Source organism: Stenotrophomonas sp. HMWF003, assembly GCF_003061285.1.
GTDB classification, from domain to species: Bacteria; Pseudomonadota; Gammaproteobacteria; order Xanthomonadales; family Xanthomonadaceae; genus Stenotrophomonas; species Stenotrophomonas maltophilia_AP.
Genome location: NZ_QAIW01000085.1, coordinates 1 through 2,193 on the forward strand (window position 1 = coordinate 1; position 2,193 = coordinate 2,193).

Sequence of the window (2,193 nt, forward strand, 5' to 3'; positions counted from 1 at the left end):
TGCCCGAAGCGTGGACCGCCGACCCCCCGCCCACGCCCGAACAGATCCTGGCGATACCGCCTGAGCTGCAGGCACTGCTGAAACAACGGGTGATCGCGCCGGTCTACTCGCGCGAGCAGCGCGTGCAGCGGCTGGTGCACATGATCTTCGACGAGGACGCCATGCACCTGGCCTACGACCCGTATGCCACCCAGACCCTGACCGAAACCTGGCAGAACCGGCGTGCCAACTGCCTGTCCTTCACCCTGCTGTTTGTAACGCTGGCGCGCGCGGCCGGTATCGACGCGCGTGTGCAGGAGGTCGCCCAGGTGGTCACCTGGTATGAAGACCAGGGCGCCATCTACAACATCGGGCATGTCAACGCCGGGGTGAACCTGGACGGGCGCATCGCGGTGGTGGACCTGGACCGCAACGTGCTCTACGACCGCTACGGCCCGCAGCAGATCGACCCGTCGCGTGCCTTGGCGCACTTCTACAACAACCGTGGCGCCATGCGCATGAGCGAGGGCGACCTGGTGCAGGCACGTGCCTATTTCCAGGCCGCGCTGGCGCAGGACCCGGCCTTCGTGGCCGGCTGGAACAACCTTGGCGTGCTGGATGCCCGCAGTGGCAACCTGGCCGATGCCGAGCGCGATTACCGCACCGCACTGGGGATCAAGCCGCGCAATATCGCCAGCCTGACCAACGCCAGCGCGCTGTACCGCCGGCTGGGCGACACCCGCCAGGCCGGCCTGCTGGCCAGGCGCCTGCAGCAGGTGCAGCGCAACGATCCGTTCGTGCAGTTCCGCCTGGGCAACGAGGCCGAGCAGCGCCGGGACTATGCCGACGCGATCCGAGCCTACCGCCGCGCGATCAGCCTGTATGGCACCGCGCACCAGTTCCATTTCGGACTGGCGCGCGCCTATTTCCTGGCCGGCGACAACCGTCGCGCCTCGGTGGAAATGTCCAAGGCGCGCGACCTGGCCAGCCCCAACGCCGGTTTTCTCAAGGCGCAGTACCAGGCCAAACTGGACAGCCTGCACCGCCTGCGGCAAGGCACCGCGGCGATCAACTGAGCCCGGCTCAGGCCTTCTTGAGGAAGCAGGTCTTCAGCACCAGGCCCTTGATCTTGTCCGAGTTGCCTTCGATATGCTCGGCATCGTCCTCGACCAGGCGGATGTTGCGGATCACCGTGCCCTGCTTGAGCGGGATGGAGGAGCCCTTCACCTTCAGGTCCTTGATCACGGTGACGGTGTCGCCCCCGGCCAGGACGTTGCCGTTGCTGTCGCGCACTACGACGCCCCCGGTGCTGGCCTCGGCGGCGGTCCACTCATGCCCGCAGTCGGCGCAGATCCACAGCGCGCCATCGGCGTAGGTGTTTTCCAGGGTGCATTGCGGGCAGGCGGGAGCGGTCGACATGGTGAAGCCTTCGGAAACTGAACAACCCCCATTGTAACCGCCCGCCTTCCGGCCCTTGCACCGCTGGCCCGCTTGCCGCACAGTGCGCGCCCCCTGACCTCCGGCCCGGCCCCGCATGAAAATCGGCATCGACTTTGGTACCAGCAACTCCGCCGCCGCCGCGGTGGTGGACGGGAGGGTCGTGCCGATCCAGTTCGGCCAGGCCGAGCAGTTCCGCACCACGGTGTATTTCCCGGAAGTGATGCGCGACCCGAACGACTTCGAGCTGACCCCGGCGCTGGAACACGAGCTGGCCCGGCTGATCGACGCCGCGGCGCGCGATGCACGTGCGGCCGGCCAGGAGCGCGCCCACGACGCGCTGCGCCGCGAAGCGCTGCGCGTGGTGCGCCGGCAGTGGATGGAAGAGCAGATGCGCGCGCCGCTGACCTCGACCAAGCTGCTGCAGAACGCGGTGTATGGCGATGAGGCGCTGGAAGCCTATTTCGAAGAGAACGAGGGCAACCTGGTGCAGAGCCCGAAGTCGATGCTGGGCTACAACCTGCATCCGCGCGCGCGCCAGACCATTACCGGTATCGCCACGCACATTCTGGAACACATCCGCCTGACCGCCTCGCGCCAGCTGGACCGCCCGGTGCGCACGGCGACGCTGGGACGGCCGGTGCAGTTCCGCAGTTCGATCGGCGCGGCCGGCAATGACCAGGCGCTGGAGATCCTGCACAGCGCGGCGATCGCGGCGGGCTTCGACGATGTGGATTTCCTGGAGGAGCCGGCCGCGGCGGCGATGCACTACCACGC

The 2,193-nt window shown here is 67.7% G+C and carries 2 protein-coding genes and 1 pseudogene; 2 read left to right on the forward strand and 1 reads right to left on the reverse strand.

Annotated features, from left to right (window positions below; genetic code table 11):
* Positions 1 to 44 precede the first annotated feature (44 nt).
* Positions 45 to 1,055, forward strand: a complete 1,011-nt coding sequence (locus DBR34_RS03370) for a tetratricopeptide repeat protein (RefSeq protein WP_258223638.1) — start codon at positions 45 to 47, stop codon at positions 1,053 to 1,055.
* A 7-nt stretch (positions 1,056 to 1,062) separates the two neighbouring features.
* On the opposite strand, the gene DBR34_RS03375 is transcribed toward DBR34_RS03370, so the two are convergent.
* Entirely contained in the window at positions 1,063 to 1,398 is a 336-nt protein-coding gene (locus DBR34_RS03375) for a zinc ribbon domain-containing protein YjdM (protein ID WP_128095696.1), read from the reverse strand.
* 115 nt (positions 1,399 to 1,513) lie between these two features.
* On the opposite strand from DBR34_RS03375, the pseudogene DBR34_RS03380 reads away from it, so the two are divergent.
* A pseudogene (locus DBR34_RS03380) lies at positions 1,514 to 2,193 on the forward strand (heat-shock protein Hsp70); the annotation flags it as partial.